Genomic DNA, 23,778 nt, shown 5'->3' with positions numbered 1-23,778 from the left:
GGAACAGAACTTGCTGAACGAATGACTCGCCCTGCAGCTCGACGCCCAGCCCGTGTCGCCTGCCTCCCGCAGCATACCCTCCGAGTCATGAGGTAGAGCCATGGCCAATGAAATGTCGGCACACGAACTGACCCAATGCGCAGCGCTGATCAACGCTTCGATTAGTAACGTATTCAAAGGCCTTGAGGAATTGGGCGCCCAGGTATCGAGCATTTGGGAACAGCAACGGTGCAAGGCGAAGCAACCCGACCAGGGCGATCTCAAGCCGCTGCTGGCGGTCGTGCGGCGGATCCTCGACTCTGAAAGCCTCAAGTTCCATGGCGCCGGCGTGGTCTTTGCGCCGGGCGAGTTGAAGGATTGCGAGATGCACCTGCAATGGTGGTGTCGCACCCAAAAGGAGGCGATACAGCCGCTGAAGCTGAACCTCAACAGCCGCAGCGATCGTTTCTACGACTACTTGCACATGCCGTGGTACACCCGTCCCCAGCAAACCCGCCGGCCGTCCATCGAAGGGCCGTTTGTCGACTTGTATGGCACCGAGCAGTACATCGTGGCGTTTTCGCTGCCGATCTTCTTCGATGATCGCTTCATCGGCGTCGCCGCCGCCGATATTTCCCTGCACTCCCTGGAGCCCTTGCTGGTGCGTAGCCTCATGCGGATCAGCAACGAAGCGCTGCTGCTCAACGCCGAGGGCCGGGTGCTCGCCGCCAACACGTCGAGCTGGCTGGCCGGCGATCTGATCCGGGACACCTTGAACCAGGACATGGAACACAGCCGGGTGTTGAGCCTGATCGATACGTCGTCCTATTGGAGCGTGGTGGAACGGCCCGCCCCACGAATTTGACCACGGCCCTCAAGCAGCCCCTCGCCCAGCCGATAACCTCAGTGACGAAGGCCCTCAGGCCTCGCCAGGCTCTGCTGGTTGCATAGGGTGATGATCAATGGCTTTGCAGCTTAACCGCGTACTGATGTTCGGCGTCCTGATGCTCCTGGTTGCAGGTGGATCGGCGTTGGCCATCGCGGCAGAGCCGCCGCTGCGCATCGTCACCGAGGAATTGCCGCCCTACAACATGACGCAGGACGGGCGCGTGACCGGCATGAGCACCGAGGTGGTCGAGGCCGTGCTCAAGGAAGTCGGCATGACGGCATCGATCCAGCCTATGCCCTGGGCGCGGGCCTACGAACTGGCGCTCAATGAAAGCAACGTCCTGATTTATTCGATCGTGCGCACGCCTGAGCGCGAATCGCTGTTCCAGTGGATCGGCGCCATCGCCCCGACCAAGTGGTACATCTACTCGCTGGCCGACCGGCCGGTGAAACTCAACTCCCTGGCCGACGCCCACGGGCACCAGATCGCCACCGTCAATCAGGACGTGGGCGAGCAATTCCTGGTCTCGAAGGGCTTTCGCATCGGCGAGGAACTGCAGTCCAGCACCAAGTACGAACACAACTACCGCAAGCTCAAGGTCGATCACGTGGAGCTGTGGATTTCCAACGAACTCAACGCGCTGTACCTGACCCGCCAGAATGGCGAAGACCCGGACAAAGTCCTGATCCAGTCGCTGCCCCTGCCCGAACTCAGCAGCGCCGACGGCCTGAACATGGCGTTCAGCCGCAAGACGCCGCCGCAGACCGTGGAAAAATTCCGCGCCGGCCTGGAGGCCATTCGTCGCAACGGCGTCTACGATGCCATCGCGCGCAAGTGGTTGTGAGATGGACGGCAGATTCCGCCCGACTCCGTCTCTGCAACCACAGGCCAAGGCCCTCAGCTCGCTCGGGCGGCGGCTGGTGCTCGCGACCTTGTTGTTCTGTCTGTTGTTCACCCTGGCAATGGTGACATGGCGAACCTGGCTGGCGTGGGAGAACAACCTGGCGGAAATGAACTCCGAGCTGGGACTGATCGACCAGGTGTTCCGGGACACCTTGGCCCACGCGATCTGGGAAATGGATCGCGAATCCCTGGACAAGCAACTCACCAGTGTCGCGAGCGCCGCGCCCGTCGGACGCGTGGTGCTGAACATCCTGCGGCCTGGTCGATCACCGGAGATCATCGAGCTCAATCGCTACGCCTCCGGCGCCGCATCGGGTGCGGCGCCGGTGCTGCATCGCGAACTTGTCGCCGAACCCTACCTGGGTGCCCATGAAAAAGTCGGCGAGCTGACCATCGAAGGCGACAACCGACTCCTGTGGGAGCGTCTTTGGGGTGAAGCGCGCAGCATCGTCATTACCCAGATCATCCAATCCATGCTGCTGGCCGGGTTGGTGATGACGATGTTCAATCGCCTGGTGACCATTCATGTGGTACACATCGCCCGGCATCTGGGCGCGCTCGCGCCGCAGACGCTCCAGCGTCACCTCAAGCTGCAACGCTCGGTCAATCGCCAGGATGAACTGAGCCTGCTGGAATCCCAAGTCAACGAGCTGCAGGATAATCTCCGCGCACACCTGGAGCGCCAGCGCACGGACGAACTGGCAATTGCCGCCAGCCGCGACCAATTGGTGGAACTGGTCGAGGCGCGTACCGCAGAGCTCAAGGCCGCCAACGACGCCCTTGAAACCTTGTCGCGCCACGATGCCTTGACGGGTCTGGCCAACCGTCGTCATTTCGACGAGTTGAAGGAAGTCGAATTCAACCGCGCGATCCGCCACCGCACGCCCCTGGCCCTGCTCATGTGTGACGTGGATTTCTTCAAGATCTACAACGACACCTACGGCCACGTGAACGGCGACCAATGCCTGCAACGGATCGCCGACACCCTGCGTGACGTGTACGGGCGCTCCGGCGAATTGACCGCGCGGATCGGTGGCGAAGAGTTCGTCGTCGTGCTGCCCAACGTGGACACGCAGCAGGCCTGCGATGCGGCCCAACGGCTGCGCGCCGCACTGGCCGAACGCCAATTGCCCCACAGCGGCTCATCGGTCTCCCCTTTCGTCACCTTGAGCATCGGCGTCGCCCAGCTGGATCCCGAGACAATGGACCATTTCGATCAACTGATGCAACGCGCTGACCAGGCGCTGTACCGGGCCAAGCACCAGGGGCGCAACCGCGTTTCCCTCTGAACACAACGCCAGCCACGAGGTTTGTATGCGCCACCACCTGATGCTCTACGCGTTCGTACTGCTGGCCCTGGTCACCGTCAAAAGCCAGGCCGATACCATCGAAGTCGTCACCGAAGACTCGCTGTACGCCTACCTGCTCGACGACAAACTGGTCGGCCCCGGCATTCACATTACCTCCGACACCTTGAAAAACGCCGACCTCGGCGACTACCACATGGCTTTGTATCCCTGGGCACGGGCCTACGAAATGGCCCTGCGCGAGCCCAACGTGCTGATTTTCCCCCTCGACCGCACGCCGGCCCGGGAGCAACTGTTCAAATGGGTCGGTGAAATCCATCGCTCCACCAGCCGGCTCTACAAACTGCGAGACGCCGACCCCATCAGGATCGGTAATCTCGAAGAGGCCAAGCAGTACAGCATCGGCGTGGTGCGCAACGACGCCAAGCAGATCTACCTGCAGGATCGCGGCTTCAAGAGATTGGTCGTGTCGGCGGACAACCACGATAACTTTCAGAAGCTGCTCAATCATCAGGTGCAACTGGTGCCGATGCCCGAGAACACCGCACGCCTGATGAGCCAGGATGCCCAGCTGGATTTCAACCTGCTGGAGGAAGTCTACGCATTGGATGAACAACCCCACCGGGTCTACCTGGCGTTCAGCCTGAACACGCCGGACGAAACCGTCGCCAAGGCCCAACGCGCGTTCGAGCAACTCAAGGCTTCGGGCGAGGTGGAGCGCATCATGAAGGAAAAACGCTGACGGGCGACACCGGTCAGCGGCGTTGAACTCTGCTATCGAAAACCCGTCCAGACCCTCAGAGGCGTGTGGGAGCGAGCCTGCTCGCGAAGACGTCGGCCCAATCGACATCGACCGGGGCTGACACACCGATTTCGCGAGCAGGCTCGCTCCCACAGGCCGGGTTTTGCTACCTGCGGTGGAGACGTTCGATGAGCGCGCTGAACACGATGCCGGATGCCATACAGACGCTGATGCTGGAGCGCAACGACTGGGTGCCCAACAACCCGCGCCTGCCCGTGATCATTTATCGGGATGCGATAGCCAGCCAGGCAGGCGACCTGGCCACCCGCATCGAAGAGGTCTTTCGCGCCAACGGCTGGCCGCCGCAATGGCGCTACGGGATCTACGACTTCCATCACTACCACACCCAGGGCCACGAAGCCCTGGGCGTCGCCAGCGGCCGGGCGCGCCTGATGCTCGGCGGGCCCGATGGGCAGGTCCTTGAGGTGAAGGCTGGCGATGTGTTGCTGCTGCCCGTTGGCACCGGGCATTGCAACCTGGGCGCCAGCGACGACTTCCTGGTGGTCGGGGCGTACCCACCCGGCCAGGAGGCCGACATCCGCCGCGAAGCGCCGAGCGAGGCGCAGCTCGCGGCCATCGACACGCTGCCGTTTCCTGATCGGGATCCGGTGCTAGGCTGCGAGGGTGGCGTCATTCAGTATTGGTCGGACTCCCGCTGAGATTTCATCCCATCGTGCTCTTCGCCCGTCCTAGATCATCGGCGAACTGCTCACCACCCGCAGCGCCAGCCCTTCGAACGCATCCAGTGTGATGGTGAATTCGCCCTCGTCCGTGAGATCCCCTTCGACCCGCTCATTGATGATGTCCACCACCGGCCCCGGTGCGATACCTGGCAGGTGCAGGGTTTCAGTGATCGGCGTCGAGCCGAAGTTCAGCGCGGTGATCTGCGTACCTTTGCCGGCCGGCAGCTCGTGGACCATGATCAGCAACCCCGGATGCTCGACGTCCGGAATCAGTATCTGCCGGCTCGCCGCGATGTCGTAGGCCCGGCGTGCGGCCAGGATCCTGCGCAGTTGCGAAGCGAACGAATCCGGATCTTTCAATTGACTTGGCAGGCTGCCGTACAACGTCCTGGCCCGGGGCATCTGCCCAGCCGACAACGGCGCCTCCGGATTGAGGTCCACCAAGTCATAGGCACCGCGATGAATCCAGCGCGTATCGCCGTCGCGCATCAGGTGTTCGACCTGCTCCGCCGGCAACGGCAACGCCCCCACCAGGTCCCAGCCCGACAAGGCGAACACGCCCGGCTGCATGGCGTTGAACATCACCAGCAACAGATGGACTTGGCGAATCTGCTGGATATCGGCGGCGGTGATCGCATCGAGATCGCGAATGCCCAACGCGGCGGTGATGATACTGGCCGTGGTGCAGGACACGCCGTTGGTCACGAACCTGAGGTTATAAGGCGCATGTTCCCCGGACAGGCGCTCATACATTTGCTCGCGAATGTGCTCGCGCAGGATGCTGCCGGGAAACGTCTGGCCTTGGTACAGGTACGTGTCGTGGGCGTGCAGCGTCCAGAAATGCACCAGCTCCAGGGTCAATTCGTCGTGGTTCTGCAACGCGTGGATCAGCGACCCTGGATCGATGCCGAAGGCGTGCATCTGGCGCAGCATCAACCGCAGGAATTCGGTGTCGCCCATCAGCAACGCGTGCTGGTAGGCCGGTCGCGTGATGAAGTCATAGGACAGGTCCGCCCCGCCATGGGACATGGCGGCGATGTCATCGAGGGTCAGGTTCAGCTCCTGGAAACTGAAACCGCCGGCCTTGCGAATCGCACCGCCGAGCAACTGGTTGCCCGTAATCGACAACGGATGGCTTTCGGACCAGGCAGTGCCATCGAGCTTGCGTTCCACACCGAGGAAGCCGTTGGCGTCCAGGCGCAGGATCTTCGCCCCCATGCAATCGATGGCGTGCAGCGCATCACCGATGATCATCTGCTGCGCGGCAAAGCTTGGATCAAGCCAGTTCAGCGACGGCTGGCCTTCCTTGAAGTAATGCAGGTAGACCCAACGCCGCGGCTTGCCATCGATGCCCAGGACCACAGGGGTCGCACTCCAGTCGGTTTCCTTGACCCCGGGCTCGAAGAAAATCACCCGCTGCAACTGGCCGACGATGTAGTGCTTGTCACGCAGGGCGTCTACCTGCTGCGCGGTGAGGTTCTGTGCGTCGCGCCCCTCCCCGACATCCGGCAGTAGCGGCCAGTCTTCCTCGCGGATCTCCACCATGTGGTAGAGCCCCGGATAATCTTCATAGCCCATTTCCGCCAGGCGAAAATCCGCGCCTTTGCCGGTATGGGACGGGATGACATCGTCGATGACCACCGCGTTGTGCGCGGCGGCCATGCGCGTCAATGCCTGTAGCTGGGCCTCTGTGCCCAGTTCCGGGTCGATGTCGAAGCTGATGCGGTCGAAGTTGCCGTCGATGGTCGGCGTGTATTCGGTGCCGCGCAGGCCACCGGACCTTTTCAACGGGCCGTTGTGGATGCCCTGGATGCCGATTTTCGACAGCGCATGCCACAGGGTTTCATCCCCCAGCGCTTCCAGCACCGTGCCCTCTTCCCGGGTGACGATGGAAGCCGGGTACGCGGTGAACCACACGGAGGATAGCGCCGAGGCGTCGCGGGGCCGGGTGTGCGCGAAGGGCTGTTGCCATAGACGCCCCTGCCCCGAATAGAGCTTGGCCCGCTGCCTCGCAGCCTTGAGCATCGATTGTTCGACCAGCCAGTCAATATGGTTTTTCTCAGCCATCGTCATGAAAACAATCACCTGTCATAAGGAAAAATCGGCTCGCCCTCGGCATCGGAGGCGCCGCTTATGACTCATATGAGGCCGTGGCCGGGCAATCGTTGCATCGAGACCGCATCGCGATGAGGCCAGCCCGGACAATCCGATACCCGTGGCGAGGACGCTCGCTCCCGCTGGACCTGTAGGAGCTGACGAGCGAAGCGAGGCTGCGATCTTTTCACCGCCAATTTAATCTGGAGCGAAAGATCAAAAGATCAAAAGATCGCAGGCTTCGCCAGCGCCTACAAAGGCCAGCGGGAGCAAGCTCCCTCGCCACAGGGGTCTACTCAGCACTCAATCGTCATTGAACGGCGCATCAGGGTCTCGTTCACCTGGCGGACCGGGTCTTCGCAGGGTTGTGCAGTTGGTGCCACCGTCCTTTGCGCCAAGCCGGGTCCCGACGAAGGCGAAGGCATCTTCCAGCGAACCATGCAGTACCCCGTCGTGCCCCAGGCCCTCATACGTGCGCCAAGTGACTGCGTTGCCAGCGGCGCACAACGCCGCTGCGACCGCATACTGCCGCTCCGGGGTAATCGTTCGATCAGCCTGGCCGGTGGCGATGAACAGCGGGAAGGCGATGGATGCCTGCGGCATGTCGGTGGTCGGGATACGAAGGGCGTCCAGCGTTTCTGGGGTGACGGTCAACAGCTCGGCAAACGAACTGATCTGCAGTGCCTTGGACTTGAGCGCGATGTCCCGGGTACAGCCCTGCCGGGCAACCTCCAGCAATTGGAGGCCCTTGGCGGTCAGGATGTCTTCTACTCGCGGTCCGTCGTCACGCAGTCCACCGGACGCCAGCGCCAGGAACAGGGTATTGGACTGGCGCGGCGGCAGCGTAATGGGGCCTTGGGGAAAGGTGCTGTTCGGCGCCGTCAGCAGCGCGCCCAGGATAGGCAGCTCCGGCGCGTAGCGCGTGGCAAGGATCGCCGCACCCAACGCTGCTCCGCCGCCCTGGGATTGGCCGGCGAGGAGCGTGCGATTGGCAATCAACCCTGGCCGAATGGCACGGGCAGCGCGAATCGAGTCGAGGACGGAACGCCCCTCGGCCTGCCAGAACGTATAGGGATGCGGTCCCGGCCCGCCCAGGCCTTGGTAGTCGGTCACGACCACAGCAAAGCCATGCGCCAGCCAGCGATTGAGATACGCCGCGTCACGCTCGCGCAGCCCCGTCCAGGAGGGCGCGCAGGCATCGGCGATCCCCAGCGTGCCGTGGGCCCAGGCCAGCAGCGGCCAGCCTTCGGCGGGGGGCTTGCCCATTGGCAGGTACAACGCGCCACTGACCGCAACGAGACCGGAATGCCAGCGCTCGTCGGTGGAACTGTAGAGCAGACGCAACGCCTGCGAGGCGGCGGGCATCTGTGCCTGCACTGGCAGGCTCTCGCTTCTCAGCAGTACGCCAGGCAACGCGGGCATTGCTCCGGGCCATCGATAAAAGGCCGACGGCTCGGTGTCCCCTGCGGCAGGCCCGACCGGCAGCGTGCCAGCGGCCATCACCACGGACGCCCCGACGCAGGCACAGGCAAAGGCCACGATTCGGAAAAGGTTCATGGGAGGTTCGCCTCCCTGGAAAGCGCCGCACCCAAGGCGCTGCCCTGCTCGGCAATGACGCTGCGGGCGACGGGCGCCCTTTCGTTGAAACGGACGAAACCGTGGGTCACGTTCGGCAAGACTTGCAGGGTCGTCGCCACCCCTGCGTCTCTCAGCCGCTGCGCCAGTTCGCGATTTTCATCCAACAACGGGTCCAGCTCGCCGACCACCAGTCGTGCCGGTGGCAGCCCTGTCAGATCAGCAATGATTGGCTGAACCCGCCAATCGTCCTCGTCGTTGGCCAGGTAGCTTGCCCAATAGGCGCTCATGGTCTCGACCGATAGGTTCTGTCCTCCGTACCCACCCAGCCTCTGCCACGAAACGGAGCTCATGTCCCGCGAAAAGCTGCCATAGAACAATAACAACTGCCGCAGCGCATCAATCCCCGAATCGCGCAGTGCAATCGCAGCCCCCAAGGCCAGGTTGGCGCCTGCCGAGTCGCCGCCCAGGGCGTAGCCGCGCACCGGACAATCGGTGACGGCCCCCAGATGAATGACACGGCTGACAATCGCCACCACTTCATTGAACGCCACGGGAAAGCGATGCTCCGGCGACAGCGCATAGTCGATGGACAGCACCGCCAGGCCACTGTCGCGAACCAACTGTCGCAGCGGTGCATCCCAACCGGCCAGCGAGCCATGGCGAAATCCGCCGCCATGGCAGTAGAACATCAGGCAAGGCGTCTCATCGCCCTCCGGCCAATAGAGCTTGCAGGGCACCGTCCGACCGTCAACGGAAAACCCCAGCGTGCGCTCGTAGCTCAGTGGGACGCTGCGTTGCGCCGCCCAGGCATTGATCCGTTCCAGCTGCGCCCGGACGCTTTGCACATCGCCATGAACCACAGGCAGCAGGCCGGCCTCGCGCAACGACGCCGCCACCGCCAGCAAATCAGGATGAACCGGCGGGCGTGAGTCCGCTGACAGGTTTTCGCCAGGACTCATGGCTGTTCACCCTGTGCGACGGTTCGACGCCCGTCCGCGATAACGCAATGGCTGGGTGGGCTGCGCCCTTCCAGCACAGCCACCGCACACTGGGCGGCAATCAGATTGGTACGGTTGAGCCCCTCGACCGTCGAGGCCCCGACATGGGGCGTCACGACCACGTTCGGCAGTTGGATGAGTTGTTCAGTGACGGGCGACAGCGCGGGATTGGACTCGCTTTCGAAAACGTCGAGCCCCGCCCCTGCCAGTCGCTTTTCCGTCAGGGCCTTGAGCAGTTCCGCATCGCGCACCAACCCGCCCCTCGCGGTATTGATCAGCACCGCGGAACGCTTCATCCATTGCAGCGCCCGCTCATCGATCATCCCCTGGGTCGCCGGATTGAGCGGCGCATGGAGCGTGACGAAGTCGCTTTCCCTCAGCAGCGTCTCCAGGTCCACGACGCTACCTTCGGTTTGGGCGCTGTCGGGGTTGGAGGTGTGGATCAGCGGTTTCACCTCAAACCCGGACAAGCGCTGCAGCACGCCTCGGCCAATCCGGCCCAAGCCGACGATGCCAACCGTCTTGCGGTACAAATCACCGCCCAGGGGGATCGACCAATCATTGGCGGACAAGCCCTTCTGGCATTGCTTCAGCTGGCGACACACCGCCAGCATCAACGCCACGGTGTGGTCGGCAACGCTGGCGTCGTTACCGCCGATCGCAATCGTCGCCACCTTCCCCGCCGCCTCCACCGCTGCCGTGTCGACCCGTTCATAACCCACGCCACGCCGGGCGATGACTTGCAGGCGCGGTAACCTGTTCAACAGGCTTGCGGTGATATTCGCGTGCCCGACGATCCAAGCGTCAGCGTCAGCGAGGAGCCCGATCAGCTGGGATTCGCTCAAGTCGCCATCGGCTTGTCCCGGCGGGAAGTCCGCGACCACGACATGACAACCATGGTGGTCCAGGAAATCAGCAGCCGTTGAGTCGAAGAATCGCTGTGTAACCACTACGTTATGACGAGATTTAAGCATCACCGGTCTCTCGGTATAGGTTCAACGATCAAAATGCATAATCCAGATAGACCCGCGCCTCAGAACCGCTCACGACGTTGTCGGGTTGCGCGGAGATAAGTGCGACAAAGTCCTGGTCGATCCGGTAGTTGATATAAATCAAGCCCACTGAAAGTCCGGCGTATTCCTTTTCGTCGAAGCGATAATAGAGACGGTATTCGTTCTGCCGTTCATGCACATCGGTTCGGCGACCACTGAAAGGATCGGTGGCGTCAAACGCGCCTTGTTTATAGATGGCCATGACTTTAAAACCGTCCAGCGATGTCCCCAACAACGAATGCCCGCCCAGGTCATATTCGGCACCCAGTTGCCAGGTGCGCTCGCCATGGTTATTGAAGTCATTACCGGAGCGCGTCCAGGCGTCCATCCTGCCGTCGACATTGTCGCCATGATCGAAATAGGCGTAACCCAGTTGCCCGTTGCTCAACTTGGCATTTGTCTCGGAAAACGAAACACCCAGGCGCAGTTTATCGAGCAACAAACCCAGGTTGATATTCAACCAGGTGGCGTCGTCATCATAAGCGGCCTCACCGGCCTCCCAATCGCGCTCCCAGACTTGCCCGGCTTTTTTGAACGCATAATATTGAGTGTCCAATATCACACCGGCCTTGTCGCCGAGGGGTGCTTTCAATGTCAGCCCATAACGGGTGTTTTCATTGAAGTCCCGCGCCACCCCATGGGCGTAACCCAGTTCAATGGCTTTCAAATCGTAATTGATGCCGTAGGTATACAGGTCCTTTATTTCCTCGCCCGTCTGGCTCAGCAGGTGCTCGAATTCTTCCCGGTCCCGCGGCGAAGTACGGTTGATATACGCGGTTTCGAACCCCAGCGTACCCGGAAGTGGACCGATGCCCATGTCGGTGAAATTCAGGTGGGCCCGGCCGCCCTGATAGGAACCCGGCACAATCCGAGTGTCGAGAGTGACCAACGTCCCCGCATCGAACCGGCCCCGGCCTATCTGGGAGTCGGCGTTCCAACCGTCCCCTTCATAACGCAGTTTGAAATAACCCTGTCCGACCTTGGCGAAGCCGCCGTTAGTACCATCGGAATCGTCAAACAAGTCCCGACCATTGTCCTTTGAATCGATCATCGCCACGCCGTACAACGACGCGTCAAATCCGACGACCCCGGCCCAATAACTGGAGTTGTAATCCAGGATCGCGCCGATTCCTGTCCCTCCCAATTCGGCACCGTCGGGAAATCCTCCAAAACGGTCTTCAATCAAGTCATTGGATATCCGCGTATTGATATACATCGAACGAAGATACGCATTCAACTTGCCTTCATGCTGGAACCTGTCTGGATGACTGATGCTTGCTGAAAGACAAACATCAGACACACACAATGTCGACAGCAACGTCATAGCGACGGCGTTAATCGATTTCATCGACCACCTCATCTATTATTCTTATTTTGACGTGAGCAGACGCGAACAGGCGTCCTTGAAACTTCGGCGCAGTGAATTAGTTGATCAGATAATTGCCCGTGTCATAGCGGCCGTTACAATCAGGACAAGGCTGCTGCCTATGGCCCAGAGCAGGCAATAGCGTTGCATATCGCCCATGTCACGCTTGATAATTCCACTGATGAGATAAACCGCCGCAACCAATGGGCTTAATGCATGGACCGGTTGCCCCAGCACCGCCGCGCGCGCGATATGCATCGGGTCGATGCCGTATTCGGCAGCCGCCGCCCCGAGCACCGGCAAGATACCGAAGAAAAACGCGTCATTGGACAGCAGGAAATTAAGCGGCAAGGCAACCAGTGCGGTAATGATGCCGAAGTATTGGCCACCGCCCTCGGGAATCAGCTGGACGATTTTCTCTGACATGCCGTCGACCATCCCGGTGCCTGACAAAATCCCCGTGAAGGCACCTGAGGCAAATATAAGCGCGATCACCATCAGCACGCTTTCCGCGTGAGCCGCGACTCTCGCCTTCTGCTCCGCCAGGCGCGGATAGTTGATCAACAGCGCCAGGGAAAACCCTACCATCATCAACATCGGCAACGGTGCCAGCCCTGTCGCCATCGAGTACATGAGGCCGGCGGTAAGCGCCAGGTTGATCCAGAAAAGTTTCGGTCGATGGGTTTCACTCTGCACGGTCGGTAACGCGGCCTCCTCCGGTGCGGCGTCCTGGGTACCGGGCGTCCATCCCAAGCGGCGCCGTTCCTTGCGGCCTATCCAGAACGCCACGAGAAACGCGTAGGCAAGTCCGGCGAACATTGCCGGCACCAACCCCAGGAACATCTGCGCCACATCGAGGTGAAGTGCACTGGCGGCGCGGGCGACCGGCCCTCCCCACGGAATCAGGTTGACCACCGTGTTTGTCAGCAAGAGCATCAACGCCAGAATAAGCGGGTTCATTCCGAGGCGCAGGTAAAGCGGCAGGAATGCGGTCGTTACGATCAGGACGGTCGTTGCGCCATCCCCATCAAAAGAAATAACCGTGGCCAGCAGTGCAGTGCCAAGTACCACTCTAAGGGGATCATTGCCTACGTAGCGAAGAATGCATCGTACGGCGGGTTCGAAGAGCCCAGCGTCGAACATGATTGCGAAATACAGGATTGCAAACATCAGCATCAATGCGGTGGGCGCTACTTGCTTCACGCCATTCATCACCATCCCGCCCAGTTCCGGTCCTGCCCCACTGGCCAGCCCAAAAGCCACCGGAATGAGGATGAGTGCCGTCACGGCAGAAAGTCGCTTGCTTATGATCAATGCCATAAACGTGACGACCATTGCGAAACCTAACCAAGCCATGCGTTTCACCTTTTCGTTATTATTTTTATCGATGCATCGAAATCAATGTGAACATCTCTTGCGCAGCCGAAATCTACATAGGGGGTGAAACCCTGTAAATCTTGATTTTTTTCGTCAACATCCCGGCTGGATCGGGCTTATCAGCCGTCAGTCGTCCCACAAACCCAGACTGGGATTTTTCCGCCAATACACATTGACGACATGACGGCATATCTAATAAACATGTACGCCTTTCAATCAACTTGAGTGGGCCCGTCATGCCAGAACAAGAAGGCCTTTACCTCTCCGCAGACGAGGCGGCCGCCCTGCTCCGGGTCAGCCTGCCAACGCTGTACGCCTACGTCAGCCGCAAGAATATTCGCTCCATCAAAATTGCCGGGACGCCCAAGCGTCGCTATTGGGCCGAGGATATCCAGCGGCTGGTGAAAGTCCCGGCGACAGAAAAACCCGTGGCGAAACGCTCGCCGCCGTCGGACAGTGCAATTACGCTGATCACCGATGATGGGCTGTTTTATCGCGGCCATGACGTCGTCGAGCTCGCGGAACGCGCAACGGTCGAAGAGGTGGCCGAATTGATCTGGCAGGTGCCTTCGGCATTCGGCGAGTCGCTGCCTCGGGCCCCGAAGGACAGCGTCCAACTGCTGAAGATTTATGAGCACATGTCCGCCCAGGAAAAAGCCATCGCGCTTTTTCCCCTGGTTCAGCGAGAGAACCCCAAGGCGTTCGACCTTTCCCCCGACAGCTACGCCCGTACAGGCGCCGATGTCGTGAGATGGTTCGCCGCGCTGGTCGTGGGGGCGACCGAGCCAAGCACGCAACCCTTGCACGAGTTCATCACCCGGTCTTGCGGTGCCCCGCCCGCCCATGCCGATCTGATTCGGCGCCTGCTGATCCTCAGTATCGACCATGAGCTGGACCACACCACCCACAGCGTCCGCGTCGCCGCCACGACCGGTGCCACCCCTTACTACGCCGTTATCGCCGCACTCGCCGCCGCACGGGGCCATAAGGTCGCCTATGGCAGGAATGAGGCCGCCAGCCGGATGATCGAAGAGATTTGTACCGCCGTAGACCCTACGCGGCCGATCTTGCAGCGCTACAACCAGGACGGACACATCGTCGGGTTCGGCCCCAACGTCCACTCGATCAACGACCCGCGGGCCAGCAATCTCTTGGCTGCGCTGACCGCTGCCTTCGATGGCGACGGCGAGTTCATCAAGCTGCAAAAGGCTTTTTCGGTGGCCTCGGAGCTCGTGGCGTACCCACCGGAATTCATTCTCATGGTGAGCTTCATCGGCAGGAAACTGGGATTGCACGGGCAGGAAATTTCATTGGGAGGCGTAGGACGCTCTATCGGCTGGATTGCCCACGCCAGCGAGCAGTACAACCAGCACCACGAGGGCCGGCCTCGCGCTCGCTACACCGGGATGTTGCCAACGGCGACCCATACCGGACGCCGTTGATTTCGCCGCGGACGCTCCTTTGGGCGATGCCATTGGAGCGCAGGCACTTTTCGTACAAACCCTAGGAAACAGCCATCGCGGTGAACAACGACTCGAACTCGGCCTGATCTTCAAGTCCCGCCACGAATTCAAGCACTGCGGCCTGTGCCGATGCGTCGATATGGGGCATCGCCATGCGCCGGAACTTGCGTTCGAAGTCGCTATCGGTCATCGGCGTTTCCACCGATCCGGGCCCGGTGATCATCTCGCTCACCACTTGCTCGCCGGAAACCAGGGTCACGCGAACACGGTTGGCAAGGTGCCGTGGGAACAGCGCCGTCAGCGCCGGATCCTCGACGACACTGGTCTTCTCCATCAAGGCAATCGCCGCAGGGTCGGCGATCATCTCGGCTGCGTACGAGCCAACCGTGATGTCACCGTCCAGCAATGCCCGAGCGACGTTGTATGGCAGGCTGTGGTCAGCCGTTTCGCGGGTTCTCGGCAACCATTTCTCAGGAGTATCGGCAAGGACGCGGCGGTTGAATTCGGACGTTTCGATTGAAATGGAAGCAATGTCCCTGGCACTGTCAATCCGCTTGCGGATATCCAGCGCCGCCCAGACGGCCGTGTGCAGCTCGCCATTGGTGGGAAACGTCTTGGTCAGGGAGCGGCGTATGGCGTAATCGCCGTTGTCGGGTGTACCAAACCCATCAACGTCCAGCTCGAATCGCCCCGAAACCTGTTTGAAGAAGCCCATCTCGCCTTCAAACACCGGCGACGGCCCTGTCATGCCGTGACGCGCCAGCTGCGCTGCGAAAATAGCGTTGCGCGCCGCATTGGCTGCGGAACAGCCCTTCCAATCGGACAGTGAACCACTGCGCACTTGGCGCATTGCCACGTGCCCACTCAGGGCGATGTTGATGGCTTGCTCGGTGTGCGCCACGTCCAGCTTCATCAGGTTGGCAGCCGCTGCGGCCATCGCGACGTTGATGTAATTGACGTGGTCCCAACCACGCTTGTTCAAGCTTGCCGCATCCTGCAGGCGCATCTGGATTTCATAAGCCAGGACGATGGCCGAGACCAGCTCGGCGCCGGTTGCGTCCTCGGCTTGCGCCAGCGCCAGACAGGCCGGGATATTGTCGCTCGGGTGGCCGGGCTCCAGCCCCATGTAGCCATCGTTGTAATCCAGGAAACGAACCATCAGGCCGTTGGCGAACGCAGCGATTTCCGCCGTCGTTTTGAGGTTCGTGCCGAATACGCTGGAGGATTGCGCCGTATTCGCGGCGGCGTAACACAACGCCGCCTTGACCGGATCAGCCCCGTAGGCGCCCAGTACGCACGCCAGGCTATCGATGACACGCTGGCGTACCAGCTTGATGATGTCTTCGGGCAGCCGCTGCTCCCGGAATTGGCAGGCGTAGCATGCAAGCCGCCTCGCAACGGTCGAGTCCGTCATGATGACCTCTAGGGATTAGGGTTTGTACGAAATAGGTTGGATGGGCCTCGTCCATGAGGCGAACGTGGGCCTCAGTCGATCACCACATCGAGCAGCCGCACGTATTGCTGGCCGGCGTGCATGTCCCGCTCGACCATTCCGCCTTGGGGCGTTGCACGGGGATAGGAAATCTTGACCATCTTCAGGTCGGGCACGGCGATGCGCTTGACCCGTTCGGGATCAGCCCCGTAGAGACTGGCGAATTGCGCCGGGGACAGCGCCGCGCAGTCGCTATAGCGCTCGAAACTCTCGCGCCCGTTGAAAAAGACATCGAACGTGATCCAGAACGGTCCCGCCTGTTTGGATCGCACATGTCGGCAGACATCACGCAACTTGGTCATTAGGCAAGCTCCTTTACAGCCATCGATTCATCCGATAAATCAACCCACGCCAAGCGGACCAACTCCAAAGGGTCTTCAAGTTGCACCACATGATTCAACTTGAATTCAAATATCTGCCCGCGAGGTATATCAGCCGGCGTAAAGGCAAATCCGTAGGACGGCAGTTCCTTGCCCATGACACTTGGATAATGGAAGAAATAAGGATTACAGGCGTGAGCAATGGTATTGGCCATTTCCTGAGTGGCGGCCGTTGCCACGAATAACATGCCTATTTCAGGTGGCGGCAATGTTCCAGCCGCGGGCTTTACACCGGTAACAGCATTCCATCCATACATCCGCAGGGAAATATGGAACTCACCCAACTCCTCGGACGGAATGGATTGCCGCGTTCTTTTATAGAGCGCGTCCAGCAAACGATCATGAAAACCGTCGATATCCTTGAGCACGTCGGGGTCCTGTATGCCCACCAACATGATGGTTTGATACATACCGGCCGCGGCGCCCTCCAACTTCATGGTGTACGGCATGGGTTCCCAACGCGAGCCTTCTACCCGGACAGCACGGCCATTCAAATCGGTGTAACGCGCATCGGCAACATTCAAGATGCCGCCGGGCTCCAGCAACCGAAACGGGTCGCTGTTCTCGTACAACATATGGGCCGAGACACTGTGGGGCGTGCACTGGTTGTCCTGGCTCAGCGGCTCGACTTCGAAGCCATTCGCGTCGACGCTCAACAGAATGCCCGCCCCCAGCGTCGGGTTGACGGCACATTGCACGCCACACTCCCCGGTCTTGCCGGCGTGCCACGACGGGCCCCAAGGCGCGCCTTTCCAGATGGGGTAGCAGCCGATGACTGCGGTATCGGTCGAGCGGCCAGCCAATATGATATCGGCGCCTGCGTCCAGCGCAGCGAGAAAGGGTTCCACGCCGAGTGCCGCGACAATATGCTCACAACTGTCCACCGTCTCATCGTCCAATTCGGCATGAGGCGGGAGCGGCTTGATACGGCCTGCTGCATTCAATTTTTTAATTGTCTGCTTGTCCTGCTCGCAATAAATGAGCGCAATCTTCGGCGACACGCCTAATTCCCGAGCGATCTCCACGGCAATATCCCGCGTCCAATCCAGATTGAGATTGCCGCCCGCCTGCCCCGCGGTCCCGACGATAATCGGTACACCGGACCTCGCCTGCGCCTTCATTAGAATGGTCAGGTCGCGCTTGACTGCACCGCGATTGTTCTTGGACTTTCCAAGTGCTAGATAGGCCGCACCGCTGTCCGTGGAACCCGCGTCCGTGGCAATGACTTGGGCCCCTGCCGCCAACCCGTATTCAATTTCTTCTTCGCGAACACCTGCTCCCAAAGAACCGCAGGGAACGATTACCTTTACGCAACCTTCAAATAACTGCTCCATAACATCCTCTTCTTGGCGACTCAGTGGGCCAATAATAGGGATTGTAATTACGTTGACAAGTGGACAGATTCTGTCCACATAGTCCTGAAAAAACACCATCAGGTATTTATCAAAGGGACTTTCCCAAGCAACTTTCCCTGGAACTATCGGCCAACACAAAGACCCGTCGAATGCAGATAAAACGCGTTGGCGTGGAAGGTTTTTCTTATAGGACGGGGCATTTTTTTTGAGTCGGTGCCAAAGCCCGGTCGAGCCCTGAAATCGCATAAAAGCGTCCTTCGTGGCGCCAACAATCCGTCACCAAAAACCCACATGTAAAAACTTTTAAATAAGGTGCCATTTTCCCGACAGATGGCACCGACGTCCCATTGCTGAAGGTTTGAAGGCAGGCTCATGATCCGCCGGGATATCGCTGTGCGTTCAGGCGCCCTACCGCGCTGACACAGGACGTAATAACCGCATCGCTCGATGGAGCAACATTAGGATGATGACTGTCTATTTTCTTGTCATGACGATCTGTAGTGGCATGGAAGGCTGTGTGGAAGAGCGAAAAACCGGGCCGACCTACGCCTCCAGGGAAATCTGCATTGAAACGGCCAAGGACATAACGCCGCGCAAAGGCGTTAAATATAAGTGCCGCAGCGAGCGGCTGTGGGTTTCCAACGAAGTGAAACCCGTTGGAAGTTACGACGCGGTCGTTTCTACCAAGGTCAAGGAGCAGCCTTTACCCTGAGTTGGGCGTAAACGCTTTGCGTCATCCTTCCAATACCAGCGACATGTCCGGGTACCGGGCGCACATGAAATCGACGAAGGCGCGGACTTTCGGAGCGGCCAGGCGCCTGGACGTGTGCAGGACCCAAAGCTGCGCTTCGACCGTCGACACCGTCCCCCACTGAACCAATTCCCCACGGGCCAGTTGGCTCCAGGCAATGGACTGCGGAAGAAGTGCCGCTCCACCACCGGCCACTGCAGCGTCGCGAATCATCAGGAACGAGGAAAACCAGAGCCTGGGGATCGGCTCCAGGATCAAGCGCCCATCGTCGAGGTTCCACTGGGTCGGCTGGAAGTTGGAAAACACGATAGCCGCAACGGCACTGACTGCGCCGGTTTCTGGCTTGGCGACGCCAGGCGCGGCCACGACCACCAACCGGTCCTTGGCGAAGCAGCGCCCGACCAGATTGCTGTCCGGGCGTGGGTTGATCCGGATGGCGACGTCAAATTGCTCCTCGACCAGGTCCACCAGGCGATCCTCCGCCAGCACCTCGATCGACACCTGCGGATAAGCGGCGCAGAACTCCGCCCCGATGCGCCCCATCGCCAGTTGCGAAAACAACACCGGAGCCGCCACCCGCAAACGCCCACGCGGCGTCGAGACGCCTTCCTGGGCCGCTGTCATGGCTTCGACGACTTCGCCCAACGGACCTTCGGCCCGGGCGATCAGCGTTTCGCCGGCTTCGGTCAGTTTCAGTCCCCGGGCACTGCGCTCGATCAGCCTGACGCCCAGTTGTTCTTCCAGTTCGGCGATGCGGCGCGACAGCGTAGCTTTCGACCGACCGCTGGCACGGCTGGCCTTTCCCAATCCTGCATGGGTGGCGACCAACGCAAAATCGATCAGCGCGTTCAGGTTCATGGTGTTCCACTTTTGAAACGAAGTGTCTGCATTCTGGCGTCTTCGTTTTACCTCTGCAACGGCCTATCGTCTGCTCACTGCAATCGAAATCCCCCTTTGATAGCCGCGACAGGAGATACATCCATGAGCATTTTGATCACAGGCGCCACCGGCACCATTGGTTCACTCATCACCGCACGACTCGCCGAGCAAGGCGCCGATGTAAAAGCGCTGGTGCGCCAGCCCGGTAAGCGTGAGTTTCCGGCAGGCGTCACCGAAGTCACCGGCGACCTGACGGACGTAACCTCGATGCGCGCAGCCCTTGCCTCGGTGCGCACGCTGTTCCTGCTCAACGCCGTCACGCCCGACGAAGTCACCCAGGCCCTGATCACGCTGAACCTGGCCCGTGAGGCCGGCATCGAGCGCATCGTCTACCTGTCGGTCATACACGCCGACAAATTCACCAATGTCCCGCACTTCACTGGCAAGCACACGGTGGAGCGCATGATCGAAAGCCTCGACATTCCGGCGACAATCCTGCGCCCGGCGTACTTCATGCAGAACGAGCTCATGGTTCAGCAGACCCTCCAGGATTACGGGGTCTACCCGATGCCGATCGGCTCGGCGGGCGTCGCGATGGTCGATGTGCGCGACATCGCCGACATCGCCGTCGCCGAGTTGCTGCGGCGCGACCGGGCACCCGCTGCGCTTGGACGCGTCACGCTGGAACTGGTCGGCCCGCACGCGTTGACCGGCGCATCGGTGGCGCAGATCTGGCGTTCGGCCTTGGGTCGCGAGGTCGCTTATGGCGGCGACGACGTGGCGGCCTTCGAAGCCCAGATGGCCTCGTTCGGTCCAAGCTGGCTGGCCTATGACATGCGCTTGATGATGGCCGGTATCCAAAGGTTCGGCATGAACGCAGAGGAAGGGACGGTCGAGCGACTGCAAGCCATCCTGGGTCGTCCGCTGCGCACTTATGAAGACTTTGTCCGCGAGGCTGTCGGCAACGCCTGAATGCTCAGTAGCGTGTGCTCTGGCGGTGGGAGGCCATGGCTTTCCACCGCGCTCGACAAATAGCTTCCCATTTTTCGATGAACCGATACTGTAGCGACATCTTATTTTTCCGAGCTGTCGCTCATGACCCCCAAGCTTGCCGAATCTGCCATCGAAAACGATCTTCCGAGACCTGAGCCCATCAGCTTGCGGGTGGCTTTCTGGTTCTGGCTGAAACTGGGTTTCATCAGCTTCGGCGGCCCTGCGGGGCAGATTTCGATCATGCACCAGGAGTTGGTCGAGCGCCGACGCTGGATCTCCGAGCGACGCTTCCTCCACGCGCTGAACTACTGCATGTTGCTGCCCGGCCCCGAGGCCCAGCAGTTGGCGACCTACATCGGCTGGCTGATGCATCGTTCCTGGGGCGGCGTGATCGCCGGCGCCCTGTTCGTCCTGCCGTCGCTCTTCATCCTGATCGCGCTCTCCTGGATGTACATCGCCTTCGGCGAAGTCCCGGTGGTGGCCGGCCTGTTCTATGGGATCAAGCCAGCCGTCACGGCGATCGTTGTTCAGGCGGCGCATCGAATCGGTTCGCGGGCATTGAAGAACAATTGGCTGTGGGCCATCGCCGCGGCTTCGTTCACGGCGATTTTCGCGTTCAACGTGCCCTTCCCCCTGATCGTGCTGGGTGCAGCGCTTATCGGTTATGTCGGTGGCCGCCTGGCACCGGAGAAATTCCAGGTGGGCGGACATGGCGCCGCGAAAAAGTCGTTCGGCCCCGCCCTGATCGATGACGAAACACCTACGCCCGATCACGCCCGTTTCAGTTGGCCGAGGCTCGCCTTCCTGGCGTTGCTGGGTGTGTCGTTGTGGAGCCTGCCGATGGGCTTGCTGACCGCGCTGTTCGGCTGGGAAGGCACGTTGACGCAGATGGGCTGGTTCTTCACCAAGGCCGCCCTGCTGACGTTCGGTGGCGCTTATGCGGTGCTGCCTTATGTCTATCAAGGCGCGGTCGGTCACTACGGCTGGCTGACCCCGACCCAAATGATCGACGGCCTGGCGCTCGGCGAAACCACGCCCGGACCGCTGATCATGGTGGTGGCTTTCGTCGGGTTTGTCGGCGCCTATGTCTCGCAGGTGTTTGGCGCCGATCAAGTGTTCATGGCCGGTGCCGTTGCGGCAGCCCTGGTGACCTGGTTCACCTTCCTGCCCTCCTTCCTGTTCATCCTGGCGGGCGGCCCGTTGGTGGAATCGACCCACAACGAACTCAAGTTCACCGCACCGCTTACCGCCATTACCGCAGCAGTGGTCGGGGTGATCCTCAACCTCGCATGTTTCTTTGGCTATCACGTGCTCTGGCCAAGCGGATTCAGTGGAAGCCTCGACTGGCCTTCGGCGCTGATTGCAATCGGGGCAGCGATCGCGCTGTTTCGCTTCAAGCGTGGGGTGATCCAGGTGTTGTTCGGCTGTGCGCTGGTGGGCTTGGCCGTGCACCTGTTGCGCTAGGGCTCGAATTACTTCGAGGGGCAACTTTTGCGCAGGCTGCTGTCTACCGGATGCGCGGTGCCTGCCGCTTGACTGGAGACCGTTTCCCCATGCGCCATCTCACCCCCCTCGCCTTCGCAATCGTGTGCATGACGGCGCAGCTGGCCCATGCCGAAGACCTCGACCGGGCCCGGGAGCAATACCTTCGCTACTGGGCACAACAGCGGGAAATGGAAAAAACCGAACGGGAGAACGACTCGCACCAACAGGCCCAGGAGGCAATGGCTCGTGAAAAACGCAAGCATTACGAGCAGAGCCTGCGTGACGACGCCAGGCGCAGGGCGGAGTTCTATCGCCAGCGCGACAATGCGCGTCGCCAATGAATGGAGCATGACGGTTGTGGAGATGAAGCGCGTCGCGTGAAGGATCTTGCCACGCGTCGAGGACTTGGCCTGACCGGTCCCTTGTGGAGCGGCAGGAAAAAAGACGCTGGCCCATGAATATATGAAACGCATATGCTTCGCCTACGTTTCATATGGGAGCTACACATGGGCATTGTCAACATCGACGACGAACTCCACGATCAGCTGCGCAAGGCAACCAAAGTGTCCTGCCGCTCGATCAACGCGCAGGCGGCCTTCTGGATCAAGGTCGGCATGCTGTGCGAGACCAACCCTACCCTCAGCTTCAACGAGATCATCCAGCGTGAGCTCAGTGACGCCGGTGTCACCGCGCAGCCACTGGAGGCCAGCTATCAATGATCAAGCGACCCGAGGAAATGGCCTTGATGGCTGAATCCGGCCGGCTGCTGGCGTCGGTCTTCGAACGGCTGGACCGAACCTCTTTGATGGGCCTGTCGACGCTTCAGATCGATGAAATGGTCGAGCATATGATAGTCCGGGCCCTCCAGGCCACGGCTTGCGGTTTTTCGGTATTGACGTTGCGTGCTAATGAATCGGGCATGGTGGACGACCGATAGTTTCAGTGTGATAGCCACCACTGTCATTCAATCGCTGAGATAACGTTCGAAGCGCGCCGCCAGAAAGGCCCTCAACCTCTGCACCGCAGGCGTCAGCGAAGTGCGGTGGGCGCACACCAGTTGCAGCGGTGCTGGCTGGCCATAGTCCGGCGGGAAGATTTCCACCAGGCGGCCGCTGCGCAGGTCGTCCATGACGTCGAGCCTGGATTTGTAGACGATCCCGAGCCCCGACACCGCCCAGCGCCTGACAATATCCGCATCATCGCTGATGCGATTTCCGGCAACCTGGACCGTCTCCACACCTCTGGGCGTCTGGAAACTCCAGCGCTCGAACGTCTGCTCGCCCATCACATAACGAAGGCAATTGTGCCGGCTCAACTCGGCGGGCGTCTGTGGCCGACCATGGCGTGCGATGTAGTCCGGGGATGCGCACACGGTCCGCCTGTTGGAAGGCTCCAGCGCCAAGGACACGAGGCTCGAGTCGGCCAACTGGCCGTAGCGGATGCTCGCGTCCAGGTGCTCGCTGAACAGATCCGCCACCTGGTCGCTGACGCGCAACTGCAACAGCACCTTGGGGTGCACTTGCTGGAACTCATCCAGCCACGACAGCAACAGGTTGCGCCCGATGTCCGAAGGCATGGACAGCCGCAGCGTCCCGGCCACTTCGTCGCGTCCCTGGGCCAGGGCCAGTTCGCCATCCCCCAACGCCTCCAACGCCTGCCGCGCATGCACCAGGTAGCGCTCGCCGTCATCCGACAGGCGCAGCCGCCGCGTGGAGCGCACGAACAACCGCACCCCAAGGCTTGCTTCAAGCCGTTGCACCGCGACGCTGGCGAGTGCCGGGGAGATGTCCAGCAACCGCGCCGCTGCGGAAAAACTGCCGACGTCGGTGGTGGTCACGAATACCTGGAGGTCATCGACTCGAATGATTTTTTTCACGCTGTAGGGTCTCTCGACAGAGCTTCACCAACCGGGGCAATTGGCGTTTTCATGGGCTTCGATGAGGATGCGGGCA

23 protein-coding genes are annotated in these 23,778 nt (G+C 60.7%); 12 read left to right on the top strand and 11 right to left on the bottom strand.

Going from position 1 to position 23,778, the window contains the following annotated elements; all coding sequences use genetic code 11:
- The first annotated feature begins 100 nt into the window (after nucleotides 1–100).
- The 5 genes from M8Q45_RS09295 (at nucleotide 101) to M8Q45_RS09275 (ending at nucleotide 4,539) form a co-directional block, all read left to right on the top strand.
- On the top strand, nucleotides 101–844 hold the full coding sequence (locus M8Q45_RS09295; protein ID WP_249874446.1) for a PDC sensor domain-containing protein: 744 nt from the start codon (nucleotides 101–103) through the stop codon (nucleotides 842–844).
- Between the two features lie 97 nt (nucleotides 845–941).
- Nucleotides 942–1,712 carry a substrate-binding periplasmic protein gene (locus tag M8Q45_RS09290; protein ID WP_030141638.1) on the top strand — a complete coding sequence of 257 codons (771 nt, stop codon included), beginning with the start codon at nucleotides 942–944 and terminating at the stop codon, nucleotides 1,710–1,712.
- A gap of 1 nt (nucleotide 1,713) precedes the next feature.
- A complete protein-coding gene (locus M8Q45_RS09285) occupies nucleotides 1,714–3,060 on the top strand; it encodes a diguanylate cyclase (RefSeq protein WP_249874445.1) in 1,347 nt (448 codons plus the stop codon).
- 25 nt (nucleotides 3,061–3,085) lie between these two features.
- On the top strand, nucleotides 3,086–3,820 hold the full coding sequence (locus M8Q45_RS09280; protein ID WP_249874444.1) for a substrate-binding periplasmic protein: 735 nt from the start codon (nucleotides 3,086–3,088) through the stop codon (nucleotides 3,818–3,820).
- A gap of 188 nt (nucleotides 3,821–4,008) precedes the next feature.
- Complete coding sequence (locus M8Q45_RS09275; RefSeq protein ID WP_249874443.1) at nucleotides 4,009–4,539, top strand: cupin; 531 nt, start codon at nucleotides 4,009–4,011, stop codon at nucleotides 4,537–4,539.
- 30 nt (nucleotides 4,540–4,569) lie between these two features.
- On the opposite strand, the gene treS is transcribed toward M8Q45_RS09275, so the two are convergent.
- The 6 genes from treS to M8Q45_RS09245 form a co-directional block, all read right to left on the bottom strand.
- Entirely contained in the window at nucleotides 4,570–6,636 is a 2,067-nt protein-coding gene (treS, locus tag M8Q45_RS09270) for a maltose alpha-D-glucosyltransferase (RefSeq protein WP_249874442.1), read from the bottom strand.
- Between the two features lie 324 nt (nucleotides 6,637–6,960).
- Nucleotides 6,961–8,214: a lipase family protein gene (locus tag M8Q45_RS09265; protein WP_249874441.1), complete on the bottom strand. Its 1,254-nt coding sequence runs from the start codon at nucleotides 8,212–8,214 to the stop codon at nucleotides 6,961–6,963.
- Complete coding sequence (locus M8Q45_RS09260) at nucleotides 8,211–9,194, bottom strand: alpha/beta hydrolase fold domain-containing protein (protein ID WP_249874440.1); 984 nt, start codon at nucleotides 9,192–9,194, stop codon at nucleotides 8,211–8,213. Before M8Q45_RS09260 ends, M8Q45_RS09265 begins: the two co-directional genes overlap by 4 nt.
- A complete protein-coding gene (locus M8Q45_RS09255; protein WP_249874439.1) occupies nucleotides 9,191–10,207 on the bottom strand; it encodes a phosphoglycerate dehydrogenase in 1,017 nt (338 codons plus the stop codon). The genes M8Q45_RS09260 and M8Q45_RS09255 overlap by 4 nt, the downstream gene beginning before the upstream one ends.
- A 28-nt stretch (nucleotides 10,208–10,235) precedes the next feature.
- Nucleotides 10,236–11,633: an OprD family outer membrane porin gene (locus tag M8Q45_RS09250; RefSeq protein ID WP_249874438.1), complete on the bottom strand. Its 1,398-nt coding sequence runs from the start codon at nucleotides 11,631–11,633 to the stop codon at nucleotides 10,236–10,238.
- 84 nt (nucleotides 11,634–11,717) lie between these two features.
- The gene (locus M8Q45_RS09245; RefSeq protein WP_249874437.1) at nucleotides 11,718–13,007 is read right to left on the bottom strand and encodes a CitMHS family transporter; all 1,290 of its coding nucleotides are present in this window, start codon (nucleotides 13,005–13,007) and stop codon (nucleotides 11,718–11,720) included.
- Between the two features lie 257 nt (nucleotides 13,008–13,264).
- Here M8Q45_RS09245 and M8Q45_RS09240 point away from each other — a divergent pair, with 257 nt between their 5' ends.
- Nucleotides 13,265–14,470, top strand: a complete 1,206-nt coding sequence (locus M8Q45_RS09240; protein WP_249874436.1) for a citrate synthase — start codon at nucleotides 13,265–13,267, stop codon at nucleotides 14,468–14,470.
- Between the two features lie 61 nt (nucleotides 14,471–14,531).
- On the opposite strand, the gene M8Q45_RS09235 is transcribed toward M8Q45_RS09240, so the two are convergent.
- The 3 genes from M8Q45_RS09235 to M8Q45_RS09225 all read right to left on the bottom strand — a co-directional run bounded on the left by M8Q45_RS09235 (nucleotide 14,532) and on the right by M8Q45_RS09225 (nucleotide 17,964).
- Complete coding sequence (locus M8Q45_RS09235; RefSeq protein WP_249874435.1) at nucleotides 14,532–15,905, bottom strand: MmgE/PrpD family protein; 1,374 nt, start codon at nucleotides 15,903–15,905, stop codon at nucleotides 14,532–14,534.
- Nucleotides 15,906–15,976: 71 nt separating this feature from the next.
- The gene (locus M8Q45_RS09230) at nucleotides 15,977–16,285 is read right to left on the bottom strand and encodes a DUF4387 domain-containing protein (protein ID WP_249874434.1); all 309 of its coding nucleotides are present in this window, start codon (nucleotides 16,283–16,285) and stop codon (nucleotides 15,977–15,979) included.
- The gene (locus M8Q45_RS09225; protein WP_249874433.1) at nucleotides 16,285–17,964 is read right to left on the bottom strand and encodes an acyclic terpene utilization AtuA family protein; all 1,680 of its coding nucleotides are present in this window, start codon (nucleotides 17,962–17,964) and stop codon (nucleotides 16,285–16,287) included. The genes M8Q45_RS09230 and M8Q45_RS09225 overlap by 1 nt, the downstream gene beginning before the upstream one ends.
- 217 nt (nucleotides 17,965–18,181) lie before the next feature.
- Between M8Q45_RS09225 and M8Q45_RS09220 the strand changes: the two genes are divergently transcribed.
- The gene (locus tag M8Q45_RS09220; protein WP_030141654.1) at nucleotides 18,182–18,430 is read left to right on the top strand and encodes a hypothetical protein; all 249 of its coding nucleotides are present in this window, start codon (nucleotides 18,182–18,184) and stop codon (nucleotides 18,428–18,430) included.
- A gap of 21 nt (nucleotides 18,431–18,451) precedes the next feature.
- Here the strand turns inward: M8Q45_RS09220 and M8Q45_RS09215 are convergent, their stop codons facing one another.
- Complete coding sequence (locus M8Q45_RS09215; RefSeq protein ID WP_249874432.1) at nucleotides 18,452–19,327, bottom strand: LysR family transcriptional regulator; 876 nt, start codon at nucleotides 19,325–19,327, stop codon at nucleotides 18,452–18,454.
- A 123-nt stretch (nucleotides 19,328–19,450) separates the two neighbouring features.
- Here M8Q45_RS09215 and M8Q45_RS09210 point away from each other — a divergent pair, with 123 nt between their 5' ends.
- From M8Q45_RS09210 to M8Q45_RS09190, 5 genes are all read left to right on the top strand, one after another.
- Nucleotides 19,451–20,320 (top strand): NmrA/HSCARG family protein, encoded by an 870-nt coding sequence (locus tag M8Q45_RS09210; RefSeq protein ID WP_249874431.1) that lies wholly within the window; start codon nucleotides 19,451–19,453, stop codon nucleotides 20,318–20,320.
- A gap of 123 nt (nucleotides 20,321–20,443) precedes the next feature.
- Complete coding sequence (gene chrA, locus M8Q45_RS09205; RefSeq protein WP_249874430.1) at nucleotides 20,444–21,805, top strand: chromate efflux transporter; 1,362 nt, start codon at nucleotides 20,444–20,446, stop codon at nucleotides 21,803–21,805.
- 89 nt (nucleotides 21,806–21,894) lie between these two features.
- Nucleotides 21,895–22,167, top strand: coding sequence for a hypothetical protein (locus tag M8Q45_RS09200; RefSeq protein WP_249874429.1), 273 nt, complete (start codon nucleotides 21,895–21,897; stop codon nucleotides 22,165–22,167).
- A 165-nt stretch (nucleotides 22,168–22,332) separates the two neighbouring features.
- Complete coding sequence (locus M8Q45_RS09195; RefSeq protein ID WP_249874428.1) at nucleotides 22,333–22,545, top strand: ParD-like family protein; 213 nt, start codon at nucleotides 22,333–22,335, stop codon at nucleotides 22,543–22,545.
- Nucleotides 22,542–22,763 carry a hypothetical protein gene (locus tag M8Q45_RS09190; RefSeq protein WP_249874427.1) on the top strand — a complete coding sequence of 74 codons (222 nt, stop codon included), beginning with the start codon at nucleotides 22,542–22,544 and terminating at the stop codon, nucleotides 22,761–22,763. The genes M8Q45_RS09195 and M8Q45_RS09190 overlap by 4 nt, the downstream gene beginning before the upstream one ends.
- Before the next feature lie 27 nt (nucleotides 22,764–22,790).
- On the opposite strand, the gene M8Q45_RS09185 is transcribed toward M8Q45_RS09190, so the two are convergent.
- Nucleotides 22,791–23,693: a LysR family transcriptional regulator gene (locus M8Q45_RS09185; RefSeq protein WP_502940552.1), complete on the bottom strand. Its 903-nt coding sequence runs from the start codon at nucleotides 23,691–23,693 to the stop codon at nucleotides 22,791–22,793.
- Between the last annotated feature and the right edge of the window lie 85 nt (nucleotides 23,694–23,778).

This window comes from Pseudomonas sp. T1.Ur (assembly GCF_023516725.1).
GTDB lineage: Bacteria > Pseudomonadota > Gammaproteobacteria > Pseudomonadales > Pseudomonadaceae > Aquipseudomonas > Aquipseudomonas alvandae.
The sequence above is the reverse complement of the archived record's forward strand: the minus strand, read 5'-3'. Positions and strand labels throughout refer to the sequence as shown.

Bases quoted from the DNA above. Each gene is read 5' to 3' on its own strand.
- M8Q45_RS09195 (WP_249874428.1), top strand. From the start codon at position 22,333: ATGGGCATTGTCAACATCGACGACGAACTCCACGATCAGCTGCGCAAG.
- M8Q45_RS09295 (WP_249874446.1), top strand. From the start codon at position 101: ATGGCCAATGAAATGTCGGCACACGAACTGACCCAATGCGCAGCGCTG.
- M8Q45_RS09210 (WP_249874431.1), top strand. From the start codon at position 19,451: ATGAGCATTTTGATCACAGGCGCCACCGGCACCATTGGTTCACTCATC.
- M8Q45_RS09245 (WP_249874437.1), bottom strand. From the start codon at position 13,007: ATGGCTTGGTTAGGTTTCGCAATGGTCGTCACGTTTATGGCATTGATC.
- M8Q45_RS09260 (WP_249874440.1), bottom strand. From the start codon at position 9,194: ATGAGTCCTGGCGAAAACCTGTCAGCGGACTCACGCCCGCCGGTTCAT.
- M8Q45_RS09290 (WP_030141638.1), top strand. From the start codon at position 942: ATGGCTTTGCAGCTTAACCGCGTACTGATGTTCGGCGTCCTGATGCTC.
- M8Q45_RS09225 (WP_249874433.1), bottom strand. From the start codon at position 17,964: ATGCGATTTCAGGGCTCGACCGGGCTTTGGCACCGACTCAAAAAAAAT.
- M8Q45_RS09265 (WP_249874441.1), bottom strand. From the start codon at position 8,214: ATGAACCTTTTCCGAATCGTGGCCTTTGCCTGTGCCTGCGTCGGGGCG.
- M8Q45_RS09235 (WP_249874435.1), bottom strand. From the start codon at position 15,905: ATGACGGACTCGACCGTTGCGAGGCGGCTTGCATGCTACGCCTGCCAA.
- M8Q45_RS09285 (WP_249874445.1), top strand. From the start codon at position 1,714: ATGGACGGCAGATTCCGCCCGACTCCGTCTCTGCAACCACAGGCCAAG.
- M8Q45_RS09240 (WP_249874436.1), top strand. From the start codon at position 13,265: ATGCCAGAACAAGAAGGCCTTTACCTCTCCGCAGACGAGGCGGCCGCC.
- M8Q45_RS09200 (WP_249874429.1), top strand. From the start codon at position 21,895: ATGCGCCATCTCACCCCCCTCGCCTTCGCAATCGTGTGCATGACGGCG.
- M8Q45_RS09275 (WP_249874443.1), top strand. From the start codon at position 4,009: ATGAGCGCGCTGAACACGATGCCGGATGCCATACAGACGCTGATGCTG.
- M8Q45_RS09230 (WP_249874434.1), bottom strand. From the start codon at position 16,285: ATGACCAAGTTGCGTGATGTCTGCCGACATGTGCGATCCAAACAGGCG.
- M8Q45_RS09250 (WP_249874438.1), bottom strand. From the start codon at position 11,633: ATGAAATCGATTAACGCCGTCGCTATGACGTTGCTGTCGACATTGTGT.
- M8Q45_RS09280 (WP_249874444.1), top strand. From the start codon at position 3,086: ATGCGCCACCACCTGATGCTCTACGCGTTCGTACTGCTGGCCCTGGTC.
- treS (WP_249874442.1), bottom strand. From the start codon at position 6,636: ATGACGATGGCTGAGAAAAACCATATTGACTGGCTGGTCGAACAATCG.
- M8Q45_RS09215 (WP_249874432.1), bottom strand. From the start codon at position 19,327: ATGAACCTGAACGCGCTGATCGATTTTGCGTTGGTCGCCACCCATGCA.
- chrA (WP_249874430.1), top strand. From the start codon at position 20,444: ATGACCCCCAAGCTTGCCGAATCTGCCATCGAAAACGATCTTCCGAGA.
- M8Q45_RS09255 (WP_249874439.1), bottom strand. From the start codon at position 10,207: ATGCTTAAATCTCGTCATAACGTAGTGGTTACACAGCGATTCTTCGAC.
- M8Q45_RS09220 (WP_030141654.1), top strand. From the start codon at position 18,182: ATGATGACTGTCTATTTTCTTGTCATGACGATCTGTAGTGGCATGGAA.
- M8Q45_RS09190 (WP_249874427.1), top strand. From the start codon at position 22,542: ATGATCAAGCGACCCGAGGAAATGGCCTTGATGGCTGAATCCGGCCGG.